Consider the following 16,678-nt stretch of genomic DNA (forward strand, 5'->3'; position numbering starts at 1 on the left):
CCGAAATGCGTCTAGGTGCAGCATCGCCAAAGCTGGCCTAGCTGGTTATTTGCAGGGCCTGCCAAGGCCAAGGAGAGCAAGGCATGGCCGACAGGACAAATGGCCGGTTGGTCAGCCAGGTGGAGCTGGCACAGCTTTGTGGGGTCAAGACCACCACGATCAGGGTCTGGGAGCGGAAGGGCTGCCCGATCCATTCGAAAGGCAGCGCCGGGAAGGCTTCGGCTTACAACACCGCAGACGTGATGCGGTGGCGCGAAGAGCAGGCAGCGTTGGCCGCGACCGGCGACACGAACGCGATGGACATGGAAGAGGCGCGGCGTCGCAAGACGGCTGCTGAAGCGGCGCTGGCTGAGATGGAACTCGCAATCAAGCGCGGCGAGTATGTGCTGGTCGATGAAGTCGGCGCTGTGGTCGAAAGCGAGTATGCAACGATTCGGGCGAACTTCTCGTCCATGCCTGGCGATATCGCCGGCGACTTGGAGCATCTCCAGGCGTCAGAGATCGAAGAGCTTCTCGCCACAAAGGTTTCGGAAATTCTGAATGAGCTATCAGCAGACAGCGAGTTCGCGTCTGAGGACCCGGCTCAAGAGGGCGAGAGCGGAGGCACTGAGGCCGCCGCCGAAGCTAAACGTCGTTGAATGGGCGGACGAGTATCGCGTCGTCGCCAAGCAGAATAGCGCTAACCCAGGGAGGTGGCGGACATCCCGGGTGCCGGTGGCCTATGGTCCGATGTTGGCAGTCACGGAGCCGGACACTCAAACCATAACCCTGATGGCCTGCACGCAGCTGGTGAAGTCGGAATGGCTTCTCACCACCGCATTGTATTTCATCCATCAGGATCCATCCTCGATCCTGTTCGTGCAACCAACGCAGAAGCTCGCGGAATCGTTCTCGAAAGAGCGGTTTGCACCGACGCGCGAGGTGACTCCGGCGATTGCGGCTTTGATCGCTGAGCCGAAGTCGCGAGACAGTGGCGTGACGATCACGCACAAGGAATATCCGGGCGGGATGCTCGATTTCGTCGGGGCAAACTCGGCCGTTGATCTCGCGTCTAGGCCAAAGCGGATAACGATCTGCGACGAGATCGACCTTTATCCGGCGGACGCGAGCGGCATGGGCCCGCCGCTGCAACTGGCCGAGGAGCGGTCCTCGACGTTCAAGAAGCGGCGCAAGAACCTGCGGGCCTGTTCGCCTTCGGACGAGACGTCCTCGATCGTGTGGCAGGAATACCTGGCCGGCGATCAACGCAAGTGCTTCGTCGCCTGTCCGCACTGTGGCGATGAGCAAACACTGGTCTGGTCTGCCGAGACGGTGCTTTGGGACAAGGACGCGGACGGCAACCATCTACCGGAAACGGTGCGCTATCACTGCCGTGGCTGTGGCGCAGGTTGGTCTGAAGCCGAACGGGTTCAGGCAATCAGGGCGCTGGTCGATCGACCCGACAAAGGCTGGCGGCAGACCAAGAAGTTCAAATGTTGCGGCGTTGAGCAGGATCCGACGCTTTGGAATGACCGTGGTCGGTCGCTCTGCACGGAATGCGGCAAGCCGTCGATGTATGGCGGCCACGCCAGCTTTCAGGTCTCAAAACTCTACTCTACTAGGCACGACCTTTCCGCCGTGGTGCGGGAATGGCTCGGAGCCCACAAGAGCAAAGAGAAGCTTCGGAAGTTCGTGAACACGGCGTTGGCCGAGGTTTGGAAGGAAAAGGTCGAGAGGCTCGATCCGAAAGCCCTAGCCGAACGTGTCGAGCCCTACAGCGCGGAGGCTGTGCCGGCCGCTGTCCAGATCATCACTTGGGGCGCAGATACCCAAGATGATCGCATCGAAGTCACGTTCCAAGGCTGGGGCGCCGACGAGGAATGCTGGGTACTGAAGCACGAGGTTTTGCTCGGCGACACGGCGAAGAAGCCGGTGTGGGACCAACTCGACGAGTTGGTGAAAGAGCCGTTCCAAACTGAAGATGAGCGCAAGCTCATCCCGCAAGCTGGCTGCATCGACAGCCAAGGCCACCGCGGCGAGATGGTCCACGCCTTCTGCCGGGCTCGGGTTCGGCGCCGGATCTACGCAGTGAAAGGGCAGGGCAATGATCCCCGCGGGTCGAAGCTGATCTGGCCGAAGACGCCCTCAAGGACGAAGAACAGCGGTGACCGGCTCTACATCGTTGGCGTGGACACGGCGAAGGATGCGTTGGCCTCCCGCTTAGTCATTCAACCCGATGAGGCCGGTGATCCAACGCCGTTCGCCATCCACTTTCCCCATGAGGGGCTGAGCGCTGACTATTTCGACCAACTGACAGCTGAGAAGGCGGTCTCGGTGTTCCAAGCCGGGCGGGAATATCGTGTCTGGCGGCCGAAAGCCGAAGGCATCCGGAACGAGGCGCTCGACTGCTTCGTCTACGGCTTGGCGGCCAGGCTGTCGCTGCCGAACAAGTTGAAGGCGAGGGCGCCGGCTCGGGTGGTTGAACCAGAACGTGCCGACCCCGAACCGGATCAGACGGAAACCACCCCCTCGGGTGCAGCCGCCGTGCAGCAAGTCATCGCTTCCCGACCGCAGCGTGCAAGCCGCGGACGCTGGGGTGCATATCGTTGAGGATGATGAATGATCGCTGAGAAGCCTCGGGTTCGCGTGAAGGCGGGAGCCGCAGCGCTCCCTGCCGCGCAGCCGAAGCGCTCCCAGCCAACGGCGCGGTATCTGCGCCAAGACAAGCAGGGCCTGCTAAACATGCGCCGCGCGATCACGCGTGACGCGAAGCTGGACGTGTTCGAAGCAGCGGAGCGAGCGTCCGCCCTTGCGCTGGACTTCATCCACAACAGCGGTGGTTTGTCCGGTGCTGTGTCGCAGATCGTATGCGACACCATCGGCGTCGAGCTCAAGCTCAACTGCCGGGCTCGGCTCAAGTCGTTCGGCTATACTGACAAGCAGGCCGATGCATGGTGCCGGGAAGTCGAGGCTGCATGGCAGCAATGGGCGTGGAATCCGAAAGAATGCGACCTCGCTGGTGAGATGACGATCGCCGAGATGTGCGATGCCATTCTCCGCAGCTATCTTGCCTATGGCGAGGGCTTTGGCGTCCTTGACCATCTCACCGTGCGTCGGCGCCGCCAGTATAGCGTTCGTACCGGGCTGAAGGTCTCGCTCGTTGCTCCACACCGCTGCCCGCGCACCACGCGCGAGTTTGAGGGCTTGGAAGGCGGCATCTTCCGCAATGAGATCCGCCGGCCTGTCGTGTATCGCTTCCGCATCCGCGAAGGCGGGTTGGAAATCGATCACGACGTATCTGCTCGGGATGTCGTCCATGTCATGGACCGTGGCGAGCATCTGAACGCCACGCGCGGCATTTCGCCGATGGCGCCAATCCTGAAGGTCGCGGCGCAATATGACCAGCTGGCCGACGCTACGTTGGCGGTTGCGTTGATGCAGCAGGCATTCGCTGCGATCATCAAGAGCCCCGAGGCAAGCAACGAAGCATTCCAAGCGATCGAGTCCTTGGACGGTCTTGATGTGCCGGAAGGCTATGACGCCGCGGATTGGGCCACGCTGCTTTCGAGCGTGCGCGCTGATTTGGTGGAGGTTTGGTCGCAGCGGTTCGATGCGCTGAAGAACGGGAGCGTGTCTCTCACGGACCCGGCGCGGATCGCGCACCTCGGTCCCGGCGAAGATCTGGAAATGGTCACGGCGTCCGCGCCGCAGAGCAACTACGTTGCGTTCGCTCAGAACCTGCAGCGCGAGATCGCTCGCTGCCTTGGTGTGACCTTCGAATCGTACACCGGTGATCACTCGAACGCGAACTACTCGTCTGTCCGGATGGCCGTTGCCAGTATCTGGCCCGTGGTGATGCGCCGTCGGCAGCGCATCGTGGTGCCGTTCATTCAGACGATCTTCGAGAACTGGCTTGAAGAAGCCATTCGCGAGGGTCGAGTGCCGTTCAAGGGCGGCTATGCCGCTTTCCAGCGCGATCCGGAAGCGGTCTTCCAGGCAGAGTTCCAAGGTCCCGAACGCCCGTCCGCTGACCCGTACAAGGATGCACTTGCCTCCAAGATCCTGATGGAGCTTGGCCTCGCTTCTCACGCTGACGAAGCGATCGCTCGCGGCAAGAACCCGCAGGAGTTGCTGGTGCAGATCGCCCGTGAGATCAAGATGATGCAGGCAGCCGGCATCCCTGTGCCGTTTGGCAGGACGCAAGGCGGCGGCGGTGGCCCGAATGGCGCCGCCGCTGAAGGCCGGCGCGAGCCCGCGCAGGAAGCTGCCTGATGTTGCAAAACCCCGACGATCCCACGTCGATCGACTGGTGCGCCCGCGCGGCCAAGCTGGTCGAGGTCGAGATGGCGATGCTGACCGGCGACATGATCACGGAAGCGAGGTTCGGCGCCGATATGACTCGGTTCTCTAGCGCATCGCTCGACCAAGTGAAGCGCGCCAAGAACGAAGCGATCCGGAACTGCCAGATTTCTCGCGGCGAAACGCCGAAGCGCGTGCGCTACGCCAAGTTGGCACGGGCGCGACCTTACTAAACAGGAGGCTGCATGGCCTGCATTTTGAACGGCGGGGAGCTGACGCTCTCCGGCGATGTCGGGGATGATTGGTTTGGCGACGGCTTCAGTCACTCTGACGTGGTGGTCGCCTTGGCACAGGTCGATGACAGTGCCGCGCTAGTCATCCATCTGAATTCAGGCGGCGGCTATGCCTCTGAAGGCGCCGCCATTCACGCTCTGCTTTCCCGTCGCGCCGGGAAGACGGACATCATTGTTGATGGTGTTGCCGCATCGGCCGCGTCCCTGATCGCGATGGCCGGAGACACCGTCACCATGTCCGCCGGATCGGTGATGATGATCCATGATCCCGCAAACATTTCGATCGGGAACTCTGACGATCACGCCAAGAGCATCGAGTACTTAGAGGCGCTCGCCACCTCATATGCTCGTGTCTATGCGGGGAAGTCCGGCAAGTCAGCCGATGAGTGCCGCGCGATCATGAAGGCTGAACGCTGGTACGCACCTGACGAGGCAGTTTCGGAAGGCTTCGCTGATGCCACCAGCAATACCGAAGCAAAGGCTTTCGCAGCCTTCGACTATCGCGCCTATGCGCACGCTCCGCAGCGGCTGAAGGCCCTCGCGAGCAAGAAGAATTGGCGTCTCCCCGATGCCAGTGCCGCGGCAAAGTCCGCCGCTCAACCCCGTCAACAAGAGGAGAAATCCATGACGGACAAAGAACGTGCGGACCAATTGGCCGCCGAAATCGCAGAACTGAAGGCGCAGATGAAGTCGAGCAAGGACGCCGACGCCACTGCCGCGATGCAGGAAGAGCTGGAGGCGCTCCGCGCAGAGAAGGCCGCCCGCGAAAACACCGACGCCATCATGGCGCTGGAGGAGACCAAGGGCCGCGAACCGCAGGCAAAAGCTCTGGCTGAAGCCGGCGTTGCTGCTGCCGTTGCCAAGGGCATCCTGGCCGCTTCCGCCAAGGCTGGCGAGGAAGAGCGTGAGCCGACCCGCCTCAATGGTCAGGGCCTTACCGGCGGCGGCAAGCCGTCCGCCAAGGGTGACAAGTCGGTTCTGGCCGATGCCGTCGCTCGCACCAACAAGCGCCGCTAAGAGGAGAGAGCTTCGATGCCTGCTACACTGACCGAAGACCGCTTTTCTGGGGCGGCTCATTACATCGTTTCCGAAGCCAACGGCATGTACCGCTCGCGTGAGCAGGTGGTCATCGCCAGTGGTTCCGGCGTCCTGAAGCCCGGCACTGTGCTCGGCAAGATCACCGCGTCGGGCAAGTACAGCGTCTACAACCCTGCTGGTGCCAACGGCACCGAAACGGCAGCGGCGATCCTCTGGGAAGGCTGTGACGCCACTAGCGAAGACGTGCGGCGCACCGCCACCGTGCGGGACACTGAAGTCCATGCCGACGTGCTCGCATGGGGTGCGGGTGTCACCACCGACCAACACAAGACCGATGCTCTGACCGATCTGGCGAGCTCCGGCATCATCGGCCGATAAGGAGGGCTGACCTGATGGCACTCGTCACAGACATCTTCAATGGTAATGCCTGGGGAATGGTTGACTTCCAAGAGGATGTCATCGAGCGGACTGAATTCCGTCCGCAGCTTCTCGGCAACCTGAACATCTTCGAGCCAATCTATTCGCGCTCGCGGACCATCGCTATCGCCGAACGCGATCGCACCATGACCATGATCCCCACGTCCGAAATGGGCGCACCGCCGGAAGAGCTGACCCCCGAGGGTTCGAAGCTCCGCACCTTCAACACGTCGCGCCTTGCCAAGGGCTCGACCATCTACGCAGCCGAACTCGCCGGCGTCGCTGCGCTGCCGTTTGACGTGCAGACCCGCGATGTCACTCAGGAAGTGTCGGATCGTACCCAGCAGATCCTGGTCGATCTGGAGATGACCTGGGAGCACATGCGCTTCGGTGCCATTCAGGGCAAGGTTCTGGACGCAGATGGCACGACCATCATCGACTGGTACGACTTCTGGGGTATCGAAGAGCCGACCGAGATCAACTTCGCGCTGACGACGGCAGGGACCGACATTCGGAAGAAATGTCGTGACGTGAAGCGGGCGATGATGAAGGCCGCACGGGGTGCTTGGAATCCTGGCGCCCGTGTCGTTGCTCTGTGTGGCGACACGTTCTTCGATGCCCTTGTGAACCACCCGCAGTACAAGGAAACGAAGCTCGGAACGGACCAGGCATCAAGCCTGGAAAACATCGAGGGCTTCAGCGCGGTTGATTTCGAAGGGATCACCTTCATCAACTTCCGTGGCACTGACGATGGTTCGACCATCAACATCGCGACCGATAAGGCGCGGTTCTTCCCGGTCGGTATGCGTGGCGCCTTTAAAGTCGGTTTCTCGCCGGCCAACGAGTTCAAGCCGTTCCTCAATCAACGTGCCCGCGAATACTACGGCCTCATCCTGGCCGATACGTCCGGCCGCGACGCTTGGGATCGAGTGGAGATCTACAGCTATCCGCTGTTCATCTGCACGCGTCCCGAAATGCTTCAAACCGCGAGGGCTTCATAATGGGCGAGATGGTGACGAAAGCCGGCTTCTATGACGGCAAGTTCCGCAAGGCTGGCCAGTTCCATAGCGGGCCGCAGTCGGACGACATCGTGATGGAGAACGGCGGGGAACAGCCTGCCGATCTCGACAAGATGACCAAGGACGAGCTCGTTGCCGAAGCTGGCAAGCGCGGCGTCGAGGTGAAGGCTTCGGACACGAAGGCCGACATCATCAAGTCCTTGGAAAGCAAGTAAGGGGCAGGCCGGTTCGCCGGCCTCTCCACCACCTGGAGGCGAAATATGCCTGTAGCGAGCAGCCTTCAGGATCTGCACCGGATCGCGATGTCTGGACCCAGCAGGCGGATGATTGAGATAGTCAGGCTCTCGTTTCTGAAGAGTGGTCAGGTCGACGCTACTCGGCCCGCCATTGAAATCGAAGCCATTCTCCGCGTTGGCGGGGGCGAAGAAACAAACGTCTCGGGTGGCTATGCTTCGACGTGGCGGACGCAACTGGCGGCAGGCAAGGCGGAACTGCACATCGACGCGGCGACCTACCAAGGACCGACGATTAAGACGGGCGACCGAGTAAGGGCGCTGTCTCGTGTTCACAAGCCTTGGTTCGAAGTGCTGCGCGTAGATGATCGCGGTGAGACGCGCTTGGTTCTTGAGCTCGGTGAAGTATGAGCCTCGCCCGCATTGCACTGCGCATCGCTGCGGTGGAAGCCATCAAGGGCCGCACGCTGGTTGGCGAGCACGTTCTCGATACACCCAACGGGGCTCTTGATGTTCAAGCTGATGGCGAGCTTCGCATCGGGATCGACGAGAAGCCATTCGTGGCCGTCTTCACGGACGCTGGCTCAGCGGACGACATCACCGGCCGAAGCCTGATTGAGAACGGGTCCTGCGTCCTGGTCATTGAAGCCGGCATCAGTCAGGCAATGACAGAGCTCAACAAGGAAACCGGCACAACGACCCTGTTGGGGATAGGCATCCCGGCTTCGGACGCTGGGTTCGAATTTCATCTCGACGTAGTTCAGCGCCAGGTCATGGATGCTCTGAACGACCCCGACAACGCATGGGCGGAAATCTACCGCTCGTTGCATTACCGCGTCACGAAGATCGAGGTGGGCGGGAAGCGCAACACCGATGACGGCCAGCGGCTCGCCGGCCATCAGACGCGCATAACCCTCGACTTGATTCAGGATCCGGTGCGCGGCGAGCCGATCGAGCCAGATAGCCCTTTGGGGATGTTCTTCGCGGCCATGCAGGCAAGTGGAGATGCGATCTACCAAGCGCAGGCAACCACCATGCAGGGCCTCGTGGGAGGCAACGATCCCGATTGGAAGGTGCTGCAGCGCCGGCACGGAATGACGGCTGCGGAACTCTTGGCTCTCGGCCGGGGCCCGGTAGCTCAGGATGAGCCGCGCGAGACGCCTGAGTTTACGACTGGTGCTTACGAGGTCGAGGGTGTCGGCACTGGTGAGGTTTCAGGCTGATGTATGCCGCGCTGATCGACATGAAAGCCGATCTGGAGATGCTGAAAACGGCGTTCGGCAACAGCATCCGCATTGGCCCGGTCGAGATGATCGACGCCAAGAAGGGCTACCGACTGAAGCTGGGCGAGGGCTCTGATGGTCCGTTCCTCTCGCCCTGGTATCCGCACCCGGAGACGGGCAAGACGTCGATCCCCCTGAAGAAGGGGCAGATCGTCGGCGTGGTAAATCCGTCCGGCGACATGCGCCAAGGCTTGGTGTTCCGCGGCGGCTATTCCGGCGAGCACAAATCGCCAAACGAGAACATGGCTGCCAACGTCTTCGAAGATGCCGGCGTCCGGATTGAAGTTGCCGACGGCGCTTTGGTCATCACGGTAGGTGGCGTCACCTTCAACCTTTCCGGGGCTGGCCTTTCAATCACCGGTGGGCGCGTCGAGCACGACGGCAAGAACATCGGCTCTAACCATGTCCATTCCGGAATTCTGCGCGGCGGCGCGAATACCGATCCGCCGGCCAACTAGGAGACGACCATGAGCAAGACCTACACGGCCCTTCCTGGTGTGGATTGGGTCAACGGCGCACCCGTGCCTGAGAACCGCGAGATCAAGCTGACCGCCAAGGAAGCGATGTTCGATCTGGCACAGGGCCGGATCCAGCTGAAGGAAGAGGCGGCCGAAGTGGTGCAGGAAGAACAGCCTGTGCTTCCGGCGCCCGAGCCGGACGCCACTCCCGAGCCCCGCAAGAGGCGCTGATCCATGGCGGACATCGATCGCCGCACAGGTCAGGTGATCGATAACTACCAGTCTGCCTTGCAGTCGGTGGAAATCATCTTCTCCACTCGCATCGGTGAGATGGTGACGCTTCGTGAGTTCGGCGGCGGTGCTCTGGAAGTGCTCGGCCGGGCTCTGACCTTGAAGACAATCGATACGTTTCGGCTCCTTTTGGCTGCCGGGATCGACCTTTGGGAACCGCGCTTCCGGGTTCGTCGCATCGCCCTGACCGGCACGGTTGATGAGATCCGGATGGGCAAGGCTGGATTCGCGATTGAGGTTGATTGGCGCCCGCGCGGTCACCTCGGGGATCCAACAGTCGAGCGCGTGCAAACCTTCGGCTGGTTTGGCGGCAGAGTGCAGAGGCTTGCAGCATGACCTATGCGCCCACCACCATCGACCTGACCCGCATCGCGCCCCCGGCGGTCATCGAGGGGCTGACGCACGAACGGTTTCGGCAGGAGTTCATCTTTCGCTTCGGCGAACAGTGGGACGTCGAGCGCGGCATTGACCCATCATTGCCGGTTTGGGACGTCGGCGGGTTAGAAGCAAATCCGGCTGCTCGGGTTGGCGCGCGCGCTTTCTCGTACATCAGACTTCTCGACCACCAGCGCGTCAACGACGCGATCAAGGCGCTCCTGGCGCCGCTGGCCACGGGATCGGATCTCGACAACCTCGTCGCCCGCCAGAACGTCCAGCGCCTTGTGGTGCGCGCCGCAACGGCAGATGCGCCGGCGGTGATGGAGTCGGACGCGGCGCTGCTCCGGCGCTACCTGTTGTCGTTCGACATGGCGTCCGCGGGCAGTGCTGACCGCTACTTGTATGAGGCCAACAAGGTTTGGCCGCAGAGCGAAGACAAGACGCTCGGATTGTGGGATGCGCGCGTCAACGGTTTCGACGTTCACGGTCGCCGCGGTGACACCGACGTGGTCATCATCGGGCCGTTTGGCCGGTTGCCAACATCGGAAGAGCGCGCTGCTGTCAGCGCTGCCGTGCGAAGCCCGCATGTGAAGCCAGAAGCGGTTTCCGTGGCCGTCCTGAACGCCACGCGCGCCGAATACGAAGCCAACCTCGTCATTGAGATCGCACCCGGCCCGGATGCCAGTGTGGTGCAGGCTGAAGCTGTTGCGCGTGTACGCGCTGCTGGAATCGAGCGCACGCTCATCGGCGGCGAGGTTCCGGACGATTTCATCCCGGGAGCCGCCTACGGGCCGAACGTCATCAAGGTTCGTGACTTGTCGCCGGTGGTGATTGAGCCGGACCCGTACACCGTGCCGGTGCTGACGAACATCAACATTACGGTGGAGGTGCGGGGGTGAGCGGGGCGCCTCAATCAGGCTTGGAGTTTGTCGAGAATAGGACGGATCGCTTCATGCGCAGTGCGGATAGGGACCACGCACGCAATCACCTCGTCAGCGGTCATGTAATAGGTTCTGCCCTTGTTGCTGACCTGAAGCCAGCATCCGCGAAACCCGCCGGTGGGCAGTTGGGTTACGTGCGTCGCCACGCCATGCGCCACGAGATTGCGCTTCTCGGCTGCTTTTCTGACCAGGTTGAGAGCATCCTTTATTTCATCTGCCTCAACGCTGCATTTCTGGAGGCGGCTGGCTGTAAGGCTTCGTGCTGCGTTCATGGTCAATTCGATACGACCGCTCAAAGCAGGGGCCGTGTCGTAGATGGCCAGTGTGACGTTGTCGTCGCCATCCAGAAGGCGAGCGAACAGCCCGCGCAAGATCATTTCAACCTTCTGGAACTCGGACATAATGAAACCGGCAGCCTGCCAGATGGGTTCGCGGCCCGTTTCGCCGAAGCTCTCAATTTTCTCTCGCATGTCCAGCACGGTGATGGCGACCTGAACGAGAGTCAAGAATACGATCTGGAGCAGGGCTGGGGCAGCGGGTGGGGTCAAGATGACGACTGAACCGCTCTTCTCCAACCAGATCTGGCTCACGGACGAAGACGGCAACCCGGTCAACTTCGGCAGCCCCTACGGGCCGGCCACACTCGTTCCGGACATTCTGCCATCCAACAGCGGTCCTTTCGAGCGGGCGCTGGCTCTCGGCCTTTCCGATGACCTAGCCGTCCCCTTCGCCGAGATCCTTGACCCAGCCACCACACCGGCGCGCTTCAAGCCGCAATTGGCCGCGCACGAAAGCGTCGACCTTTGGTACGACGACTGGAGCGACGACCGGCAGCGCGCAATGATTGCGGAAGCGCCGGCGCTCGCGAAGATCAAAGGCACGCACGAGGCGGCAGTTCGCTTCCTTGGGTATGTGGACGCCGAAGTCATCGACCGCCGCGCCTATCCGGCGCGCTTCGTGCTGGGCTTGTCGTCGCCAACCTTTACGCCGCTGAACCACCCCGCCTTCAAGGCGCGCTACCTGGTCAAGGTTCACCTCAAGAAGCCGCTGAACGCTTTCGTGCTGGGCCGCAGTGCTCTTGCCCAGGGCGCGCTGCGCACCGTCGATCTTGAACCAATCCGTCGCGCCAAATTCGCCCTGCAAGTGAGCAAGGCGCCCGAAACCGAATACCTCGTCACCTTCGCCTGGCGCCGCCCGGCGACGTTCGGCGATGCCATTCCATTGGGAGATGACCTGCCCTTCGGCGGGTATGTCGACCGAACCACTTTGTGAGATCGCCATGGATGTTGTGAATTTTACGGAAGCCGAGATTGTTTCCCCGGCTGACCTGACCGCCATTGGTGAGTTCTCGCGCGAAGCATTCGACGCGCGCGACCAGGCCGCCCTTGGCTGGCCTGCCCATTGGGCGCGCATTACGGTTTCCAACTCGTCGAGCGATGTCGTCACCGTTTCGTCCGGCGACTACTACGAAGGCGATGCGGTCTACTCCTCGAAGGAAGTGCTGACCGTCAATCTGCAAAGCTTCAAGCCAACCATTGTGTCGGACGAACGCTGGATGGCTCTAATCCTGCGCGGCGCGGAACAGGTGGTGCAGGCAACGCGGGCCTTCGAAACCGGCGAAGAGCCACTGACGGAAAGCGTTCCGGTCAATCAGTCGACTCCGAAATACGTCCGCCGCGTCATGTCGGTCGTGACACAGCAGGGTCCGATCTCTCCGGCGCCCGCCGTTGTGCCGACGATTGCGGAAGACGACTGCTGCATTGCCTTTGTACGCTTGAAGACAACCGGCATTGTCGAGATCGTCTCCAACGAGGCGAGCCGCGTTAAATCGGTCTTCGAAATCGAAGGTCGCCTGCGCGTCGTCGAGTTGCAGATTTCCACGATCTTCAAGGAGATCGAGGCCATCACGACCAACTTGGCTGCTGTGGCCGCCGCGGTAAAGCTCGTTCCACCGCGCGAACTCATCAGCCAGCTGACCAATGACGTCAGCATGGTGCGGCAGCAGCTGAACTTCCCAGCGGCCGCGCGCAACTACTGGTTCAACCAGGCGCTTGTGCCCGACGATTGGGACCTTGGACACGTCGATTCCATCGCCCGCATCCGCGAGGGCGTGCGCTTCCAGTATGCGCAACAATTCCTCCAGACGATGGAAATCGTCAACCCGACCAATCCGGACATCCGGATCATCGAGGACAAGTTCGTTCTTCCCGCCTTCACCGAGACGCTGCGGCTTGAAAGCCCCGTCGGCGCGGGCCGGCAGGATATTTCGAACACGGTTCACACCGTGAGGACAGCGCACACCGGGCGGCGTTCAACGACGCTGGTGCGCTACGGCTCAACCGTCAATGTTTGTGAGAACACAGCAGGCTGGGAAAGCATCGGCAACCGCCGCGCCGGCGAAATCTTCAGCGTGTCGGGGCGCGAATATGTCTCCACAGGCCAGACCAGCAACCCGTGGAATCAGACGGAGCTCGGGCAGAATGGTCACGCGCAGTACGGTGTGCGCAGCGTCATTCGCGACACGATCACCACGACCTACACCTACTACACCACGGAAGAGTTCGGCCTGAACGGCGCCATCTTCGCGCAGACCTTCCTCAACGCGCAGATGATGGTCCTGTCGTCGATCGACCTCTACTTCACGCGGGTTGGCGCCACCGGCGATGTCCGGCTCGCTCTGTGCGAGATCAACCCGGATGGCACGCCGAACTACGACGAGATCATTACGACGGTTAATAAGCCGGTCGGGCAGATCGCCAACGGCTGGAACAAATTTACCTTCAGCCCGGCGCTTCTTGAGCCGGGCAAGCGCTACGCCTGGTTCACGGTTACGACTGGCAACCACCAGATCGCGAAGAACAGCGGCAACCAGTTCACGGGCGGCACGCTGTTCTCGTCTTCGGATGGTGTGTGGAGCCAAGGCTCGACGACGGAGGACTTCTCGTTCCGGCTCTACGCCGCGAAGTTCGCGAAATCGCGTGTCGAGATCGAGATGGATGCGCTCCAGCTCGCCGACGGCATGACCGAAATTGAGCTCGTTTATGAAGGCTGGGAGCCCGCGGGCACTGCCCGCGTGTGGCAGATCCAGCCATACGGCACCGACGAGTGGATTGACCTCGACGACCGCGACCCGAACCCGCTTGCCAATCTTCCGCCGCTGGTCCGCCTGCGGCTGGTGATGATCGGCACGCAGGACCTCGCGCCGATGATCGTCATGGATCAGTACACGAAGCAGCTGACCGGCCGCTGCCGCCCCGACATGCAGGCGTTGTCGGACGAGTTCACGCTTGGGTTCACCACAACAACCCTGCAAACGGTGACTAACGTCGACAACTTCGACCCAGCGCACCACACCTTCGCGCCGAAGATCATGATTGGCAGCACCGTCTACACGCCGTCAAGCACGGCTGTGGTGGTAGACCCGATCAAGCCGAAGCGGCGGAAGGTGACGGCGAACTTCACCGTGCCGTCTACGGGTGTGGCCCGCTACCGGTGGGACATGAACAGCGACAACGTCGTCGACATGCCGTTCATCCAGGACGTGCAAGCCAACTTCTACTGAGGATAGCGCCATGGCGAAGGCCAAGAAGACGGTGCCGGTTTTTGACGCCGGCACCGAGTACAAAGTGCGCGTGACGCGCCCGATCAACGTTGGGCCTTTCCAGTACCTGCCGCGCGACGACCTGAGGATGACCGGCGAAATGCTGACACAGATCGCGAAGGAGCACGGCGCCGATGCCATTGTCGCAGAACCCGTCTGAAGATGGCTATCCAGTAGGGCCGACAGACCGGCTCTCCGTAGAGTTCATGCAGGCTGTCCTTGATAGTCTGCATGGGCGCCTGCAAGCCGTAGAGGCTGCGGCGGAAGGCTTCGAGGACGCGGTTGGGGATGAGGCGATCGCGCTTGCAGAAGGCCGGCTGAACGACAGCGTCGTTCCGCAGCTTACCGACTTGCAGGCCGAGATCCAGGCGTTACAAGATGAGATTGCGGCAGCCGGCGACCAGCTTGCGGCCATTCAGGCTGGCGGCGTGGTCGCCAACCTTGTTACCCTAGCTCCAGTCAGCGGGCTGGATGCCACCACGGCGCAGCAGGCAATTGCGGAGATCGTCGGGAATGCCGCCGGAACCGATGAGAACATCGTAGCCCTAACTGCGGATGTGGGAACGCGACAGCCGGCTTCAGAGAAGGGACAACCGGGCGGTTACGCCAGCCTCGATGAAGATGGCAAGGTTCCTGCCGCACAAGTGCCGGTCACTGGCCTTTATGTGTCCAGCGCGCCTGTCACAGCGGTCGGCGCGGCCGTCGACATTCTTGGCATCGATTGCGATGACCTAATCCTTACCTTGGATGGCGTCTCGCATGACAGCGGGTCGAACGCCAATCTTGGTCTGTCCTACAGCACAGATGGTTCGGCGTTCGTTTCTTGGGGTTCCCTCTCAGGGAACACGACAGCGGCATCTGCCCTGAACAGTGTCTTCTTTCTGACGGGGTTGAAGATCGGCCGCGCGGTGATCACCGGAGGCTCGGCGCCGAACATCTCCCAATCGTCATACGGCGGCGGCGTCAAGCCGATGCTCCCGATCGTTGCCTTGAGGCTGGCTTGGTCGAGCGGCAACTTTGATGCCGGAACGATCTATGTGGAAAAACGGTGGAAAAACGCTGATGCAGCGGACGGTCTTTGACTTCGCGACCGGCGCAACTTCTGTGGTCGCCATGACGCCATCCGAATTGGCGGAATTCGAGTCTAGTCGTGCGGCGAGACCGCCAACCATCACAGACGTCGACCTAGAACGCGACCGCCGCATCTCGGCAGGCTTCACCTTCAACGGCAAGCTTTTTCAGGCTCGCCCTGAAGATCAGAAACGCATTTCAGGCGCTGGCACACTGGCGCTAGGGGCCATGATGAACGGCGCGCTCGCCGGCGATCTGCGGTGGCACGGTGGCAGCGCCGACTTCTGCTGGATTGCAGCCGACAACAGCACCGTGACCATGGATGCACAAACCGTGTTCGCCTTCGGGCAAGCAGCAGCGAATTGGGAAAGCGATCACGTCTTTGCAGCCCGCGCGCTGAAGGATGCCGATCCTATCCCGGCCGACTACACCGACGACGCTTACTGGCCGCAGCAGCAGGCCTGAGCGTCATCACCTGAAATCTTGAACTGCAAGCAACCGTCGTTCTGGCGGGGCTTCGTCACGCCCATCCCGCCCTTGGGCAAGGCGCTTTGCAACATCGCAGATCTATACAGGAGAGCCCGATGACGGCGCTCAAGCGAGGTGACCCCACCGCTTTCCATGAATGATGCGGCTTACAGTGGATTGCCGGCAGTTGAAGCGGTCGGCAAGTTCGCTTTGAGGAACATTTTCTGAGAGGCGCCGGATCTCGCGAACGTCATCATCCGAAAAAGTAGTCTTGTAGTGCCGCGAACCCCGCTGAAAAGTGTCGTGTTCGAGCGCGTCGTGGCTGTTCCCAGCGGGTGTGTCATACCGCAGGTTTCGGACGCTGTTGTTGTCAAGATCGCCATCGCAGTGGCATGTCACGAGCCCCACAGGGCGGGGGCCAAGAAAGGCCTCCGCTACTAATGTGTGCACCCTTCTAGTTTCGTCCTGACCGTCGACGCAAATGTTAAGGGACAGGCGCCCGGTAGCGTCCCGAGCTAAGGATCGGATGCGACCTTTACAACGATAAGGCCGGGGCACACCGCCTACCGTCCTTGTAACAACGCGGTCCACGCTTCGGACGCGACCAAACGACGAGACTTCATAGAAGCCCTCGTAGCCAACAGCCGACCGCCATTCTTCGTCGGCAGCAACTTGCCCAAATAGATGACCTTTCTGTAGTGCTGATTTAGCCATGATGACGCTCCAATCGTCGCTGTGGTTAGAGCCGCCGTTGTGTCGCAAGCACTTCGGTGGCTCGCACAAATTAGCTGGAGTTGACCCCGTTTCACCGGACAGGCGGCGGTTGGTTTAAGCACTGAGGCGCAGGAACTCGCGTGGTGAGCGGAACTTGAGACCGGAGTGCGGGTGGACTTCACAGTAGTCGTCGAT

Annotated in this window: 21 protein-coding genes; 19 read left to right on the forward strand and 2 right to left on the reverse strand. The window is 61.4% G+C overall.

Going from position 1 to position 16,678, the window contains the following annotated elements; all coding sequences use genetic code 11:
- Window positions 1–83 precede the first annotated feature (83 nt).
- The 14 genes from J5Y06_RS18655 (at window position 84) to J5Y06_RS18720 (ending at window position 10,587) form a co-directional block, all read left to right on the forward strand.
- Window positions 84–638: a terminase small subunit gene (locus tag J5Y06_RS18655; protein ID WP_209336695.1), complete on the forward strand. Its 555-nt coding sequence runs from the start codon at window positions 84–86 to the stop codon at window positions 636–638.
- Entirely contained in the window at window positions 541–2,589 is a 2,049-nt protein-coding gene (locus J5Y06_RS18660; RefSeq protein WP_209336696.1) for a phage terminase large subunit family protein, read from the forward strand. Before J5Y06_RS18655 ends, J5Y06_RS18660 begins: the two co-directional genes overlap by 98 nt.
- Window positions 2,590–2,598: 9 nt before the next feature.
- Complete coding sequence (locus J5Y06_RS18665) at window positions 2,599–4,251, forward strand: phage portal protein (RefSeq protein WP_209336697.1); 1,653 nt, start codon at window positions 2,599–2,601, stop codon at window positions 4,249–4,251.
- A complete protein-coding gene (locus J5Y06_RS18670) occupies window positions 4,251–4,511 on the forward strand; it encodes a hypothetical protein (protein WP_245248086.1) in 261 nt (86 codons plus the stop codon). Before J5Y06_RS18665 ends, J5Y06_RS18670 begins: the two co-directional genes overlap by 1 nt.
- A gap of 12 nt (window positions 4,512–4,523) precedes the next feature.
- Window positions 4,524–5,588, forward strand: a complete 1,065-nt coding sequence (locus tag J5Y06_RS18675; RefSeq protein ID WP_209336698.1) for a head maturation protease, ClpP-related — start codon at window positions 4,524–4,526, stop codon at window positions 5,586–5,588.
- A 15-nt stretch (window positions 5,589–5,603) separates the two neighbouring features.
- Window positions 5,604–5,987 (forward strand): head decoration protein, encoded by a 384-nt coding sequence (locus tag J5Y06_RS18680; protein WP_209336699.1) that lies wholly within the window; start codon window positions 5,604–5,606, stop codon window positions 5,985–5,987.
- A 14-nt stretch (window positions 5,988–6,001) separates the two neighbouring features.
- Window positions 6,002–7,027 carry a major capsid protein gene (locus J5Y06_RS18685; RefSeq protein WP_209336700.1) on the forward strand — a complete coding sequence of 342 codons (1,026 nt, stop codon included), beginning with the start codon at window positions 6,002–6,004 and terminating at the stop codon, window positions 7,025–7,027.
- On the forward strand, window positions 7,027–7,260 hold the full coding sequence (locus J5Y06_RS18690; RefSeq protein WP_209336701.1) for a hypothetical protein: 234 nt from the start codon (window positions 7,027–7,029) through the stop codon (window positions 7,258–7,260). Before J5Y06_RS18685 ends, J5Y06_RS18690 begins: the two co-directional genes overlap by 1 nt.
- 108 nt (window positions 7,261–7,368) lie before the next feature.
- Window positions 7,369–7,689, forward strand: a complete 321-nt coding sequence (locus J5Y06_RS18695; protein ID WP_245248088.1) for a hypothetical protein — start codon at window positions 7,369–7,371, stop codon at window positions 7,687–7,689.
- A complete protein-coding gene (locus J5Y06_RS18700; RefSeq protein WP_209336702.1) occupies window positions 7,686–8,501 on the forward strand; it encodes a hypothetical protein in 816 nt (271 codons plus the stop codon). The genes J5Y06_RS18695 and J5Y06_RS18700 overlap by 4 nt, the downstream gene beginning before the upstream one ends.
- Window positions 8,501–9,019 carry a baseplate assembly protein gene (locus tag J5Y06_RS18705; RefSeq protein ID WP_209336703.1) on the forward strand — a complete coding sequence of 173 codons (519 nt, stop codon included), beginning with the start codon at window positions 8,501–8,503 and terminating at the stop codon, window positions 9,017–9,019. Before J5Y06_RS18700 ends, J5Y06_RS18705 begins: the two co-directional genes overlap by 1 nt.
- 9 nt (window positions 9,020–9,028) lie before the next feature.
- Window positions 9,029–9,250, forward strand: coding sequence for a hypothetical protein (locus tag J5Y06_RS18710; protein ID WP_209336704.1), 222 nt, complete (start codon window positions 9,029–9,031; stop codon window positions 9,248–9,250).
- 3 nt (window positions 9,251–9,253) lie between these two features.
- Complete coding sequence (locus J5Y06_RS18715) at window positions 9,254–9,646, forward strand: GPW/gp25 family protein (RefSeq protein ID WP_209336705.1); 393 nt, start codon at window positions 9,254–9,256, stop codon at window positions 9,644–9,646.
- Window positions 9,643–10,587, forward strand: coding sequence for a baseplate J/gp47 family protein (locus J5Y06_RS18720; protein ID WP_209336706.1), 945 nt, complete (start codon window positions 9,643–9,645; stop codon window positions 10,585–10,587). The genes J5Y06_RS18715 and J5Y06_RS18720 overlap by 4 nt, the downstream gene beginning before the upstream one ends.
- A 14-nt stretch (window positions 10,588–10,601) precedes the next feature.
- Here J5Y06_RS18720 and J5Y06_RS18725 read toward each other — a convergent pair whose 3' ends face one another.
- The gene (locus J5Y06_RS18725; RefSeq protein WP_209336707.1) at window positions 10,602–11,219 is read right to left on the reverse strand and encodes a hypothetical protein; all 618 of its coding nucleotides are present in this window, start codon (window positions 11,217–11,219) and stop codon (window positions 10,602–10,604) included.
- On the opposite strand from J5Y06_RS18725, the gene J5Y06_RS18730 reads away from it, so the two are divergent.
- The 5 genes from J5Y06_RS18730 to J5Y06_RS18750 are packed head-to-tail and all read left to right on the forward strand — an operon-like array spanning window position 11,179 to window position 15,766.
- A complete protein-coding gene (locus J5Y06_RS18730; RefSeq protein ID WP_209336708.1) occupies window positions 11,179–11,901 on the forward strand; it encodes a phage tail protein I in 723 nt (240 codons plus the stop codon). The genes J5Y06_RS18725 and J5Y06_RS18730 overlap by 41 nt on opposite strands.
- Window positions 11,902–11,908: 7 nt before the next feature.
- Window positions 11,909–14,191, forward strand: coding sequence for a hypothetical protein (locus tag J5Y06_RS18735; RefSeq protein ID WP_209336709.1), 2,283 nt, complete (start codon window positions 11,909–11,911; stop codon window positions 14,189–14,191).
- Between the two features lie 10 nt (window positions 14,192–14,201).
- On the forward strand, window positions 14,202–14,390 hold the full coding sequence (locus tag J5Y06_RS18740; RefSeq protein ID WP_209336710.1) for a hypothetical protein: 189 nt from the start codon (window positions 14,202–14,204) through the stop codon (window positions 14,388–14,390).
- Window positions 14,365–15,312 carry a hypothetical protein gene (locus tag J5Y06_RS18745; protein WP_209336711.1) on the forward strand — a complete coding sequence of 316 codons (948 nt, stop codon included), beginning with the start codon at window positions 14,365–14,367 and terminating at the stop codon, window positions 15,310–15,312. Before J5Y06_RS18740 ends, J5Y06_RS18745 begins: the two co-directional genes overlap by 26 nt.
- A complete protein-coding gene (locus J5Y06_RS18750) occupies window positions 15,293–15,766 on the forward strand; it encodes a DUF4376 domain-containing protein (protein ID WP_209336712.1) in 474 nt (157 codons plus the stop codon). Before J5Y06_RS18745 ends, J5Y06_RS18750 begins: the two co-directional genes overlap by 20 nt.
- Window positions 15,767–15,895: 129 nt before the next feature.
- On the opposite strand, the gene J5Y06_RS23615 is transcribed toward J5Y06_RS18750, so the two are convergent.
- A complete protein-coding gene (locus J5Y06_RS23615) occupies window positions 15,896–16,483 on the reverse strand; it encodes an NUMOD4 domain-containing protein (RefSeq protein WP_209336713.1) in 588 nt (195 codons plus the stop codon).
- Between the last annotated feature and the right edge of the window lie 195 nt (window positions 16,484–16,678).

The organism is Tianweitania sediminis (genome assembly GCF_017813335.1).
Classification (GTDB): Bacteria; Pseudomonadota; Alphaproteobacteria; order Rhizobiales; family Rhizobiaceae; genus Tianweitania; species Tianweitania sediminis.

Coding starts and splice junctions, on each gene's coding strand:
- J5Y06_RS18655 (WP_209336695.1), top strand. CDS start 84: ATGGCCGACAGGACAAATGGCCGGTTGGTCAGCCAGGTGGAGCTGGCA.
- J5Y06_RS18660 (WP_209336696.1), top strand. CDS start 541: ATGAGCTATCAGCAGACAGCGAGTTCGCGTCTGAGGACCCGGCTCAAG.
- J5Y06_RS18665 (WP_209336697.1), top strand. CDS start 2,599: ATGATCGCTGAGAAGCCTCGGGTTCGCGTGAAGGCGGGAGCCGCAGCG.
- J5Y06_RS18670 (WP_245248086.1), top strand. CDS start 4,251: ATGTTGCAAAACCCCGACGATCCCACGTCGATCGACTGGTGCGCCCGC.
- J5Y06_RS18675 (WP_209336698.1), top strand. CDS start 4,524: ATGGCCTGCATTTTGAACGGCGGGGAGCTGACGCTCTCCGGCGATGTC.
- J5Y06_RS18680 (WP_209336699.1), top strand. CDS start 5,604: ATGCCTGCTACACTGACCGAAGACCGCTTTTCTGGGGCGGCTCATTAC.
- J5Y06_RS18685 (WP_209336700.1), top strand. CDS start 6,002: ATGGCACTCGTCACAGACATCTTCAATGGTAATGCCTGGGGAATGGTT.
- J5Y06_RS18690 (WP_209336701.1), top strand. CDS start 7,027: ATGGGCGAGATGGTGACGAAAGCCGGCTTCTATGACGGCAAGTTCCGC.
- J5Y06_RS18695 (WP_245248088.1), top strand. CDS start 7,369: ATGATTGAGATAGTCAGGCTCTCGTTTCTGAAGAGTGGTCAGGTCGAC.
- J5Y06_RS18700 (WP_209336702.1), top strand. CDS start 7,686: ATGAGCCTCGCCCGCATTGCACTGCGCATCGCTGCGGTGGAAGCCATC.
- J5Y06_RS18705 (WP_209336703.1), top strand. CDS start 8,501: ATGTATGCCGCGCTGATCGACATGAAAGCCGATCTGGAGATGCTGAAA.
- J5Y06_RS18710 (WP_209336704.1), top strand. CDS start 9,029: ATGAGCAAGACCTACACGGCCCTTCCTGGTGTGGATTGGGTCAACGGC.
- J5Y06_RS18715 (WP_209336705.1), top strand. CDS start 9,254: ATGGCGGACATCGATCGCCGCACAGGTCAGGTGATCGATAACTACCAG.
- J5Y06_RS18720 (WP_209336706.1), top strand. CDS start 9,643: ATGACCTATGCGCCCACCACCATCGACCTGACCCGCATCGCGCCCCCG.
- J5Y06_RS18730 (WP_209336708.1), top strand. CDS start 11,179: ATGACGACTGAACCGCTCTTCTCCAACCAGATCTGGCTCACGGACGAA.
- J5Y06_RS18735 (WP_209336709.1), top strand. CDS start 11,909: ATGGATGTTGTGAATTTTACGGAAGCCGAGATTGTTTCCCCGGCTGAC.
- J5Y06_RS18740 (WP_209336710.1), top strand. CDS start 14,202: ATGGCGAAGGCCAAGAAGACGGTGCCGGTTTTTGACGCCGGCACCGAG.
- J5Y06_RS18745 (WP_209336711.1), top strand. CDS start 14,365: ATGCCATTGTCGCAGAACCCGTCTGAAGATGGCTATCCAGTAGGGCCG.
- J5Y06_RS18750 (WP_209336712.1), top strand. CDS start 15,293: ATGCAGCGGACGGTCTTTGACTTCGCGACCGGCGCAACTTCTGTGGTC.
- J5Y06_RS23615 (WP_209336713.1), bottom strand. CDS start 16,483: ATGGCTAAATCAGCACTACAGAAAGGTCATCTATTTGGGCAAGTTGCT.